The organism is Pseudomonas sp. P5_B2 (assembly GCF_056400445.1).
In genome coordinates this window covers 1-1,010 of sequence record NZ_JBFULH010001099.1, presented here as the reverse complement: position 1 = coordinate 1,010, position 1,010 = coordinate 1, and the positions used below count along the sequence as shown (strand labels likewise).

The window sequence follows — 1,010 nt, the reverse complement described above, 5'->3', positions numbered from 1 at the left end:
TTGCCACCCAGGGTGTAGGTGAACATACCGCTCCAGGTCGTGTTGTCGACCTCGCCCGGGGTCTTGGCGAAACCGTTGTTGTTGTTGAAGCGGTAACCGGGATCGCCGTTCCTGCCATTAGAGCTGCTGTCGAAGTAGCGAAAATCCGACTTGAGCGACTGCTTGGCATCGATCGTCCAGACGTGAACCATCCCCAGGAAGTCTTGCTTGTAGTAATCCTTCAGTTCCGAGTGGTAGTACTGCAGGGTCAGGTCTTTAGTGACCTTCCAGTCAGCACCGCCGTAACGGAATTGGTTGCTGGCCTGAGTACCGCCCGCCACGGCCAGGCCGCTGGAGTTTGAAGAGGCACGACCCGTCGCGTGTTCGAACTGACCTGCGTTGAGGGTCAGGTTGTCGATGTCCTTCGAGGAGAGGGTGCCACCTTCAAAGGTCTGTGGCAGCAGGCGGCTGTCGTTCGCTACCAAAATCGGCATGTTCGGTTGCATTGCACCGCCCAGGTGGGCTTCGGTCTTCGAGATGCGCGCCTTGACGTTGGCTGCCCCGCGGCTCCACTCGTCCACAGCTGAACCATCGCTGTCGCTTGGGGTGAAGCTGTTGTTGTCCGGGTGATGTCCCTTACCACCGTCCAGGTGAATACCGACCATCGCCTGGGCGTCGATACCGAAGCCGATCGTGCCCGGAGTGAAACCGGATATGTAATCGAACTTGAGGCCTTCTGCGGTCTCTTTCTGGTCCGCACCGCCTTCACGGTTGTCGTTGTTGAAATACATGGTGCGAGAACTGACGGACAACTTGCTGTCTTCGATGAAACCTGCGGCGCCTGCCTGCTGCGCCAAAACCCCTACGGCCACGGCCAGGGCCAAGGTGGACTTGTTCATTGTCTAACTCCTCTCGTTTCTAATTCTTGTGATCCTGGCCTCGGTTCATGACCGAAGATCCTAAGATGCGCGATTAGCGCCAGAGCGTGACCCACAAGTCAATCGTAACTTTGTGTGTCTACGACCATGGTC

Annotated in this window: 1 protein-coding gene; it reads right to left on the bottom strand. The window is 57.2% G+C overall.

Features of this window, described 5'->3' with window-relative positions:
* Positions 1-878 (bottom strand): OprD family outer membrane porin (locus AC1DRJ_RS29450; RefSeq protein WP_477805226.1); only part of this gene is annotated, 878 nt, incomplete at its 3' end.
* Between the last annotated feature and the right edge of the window lie 132 nt (positions 879-1,010).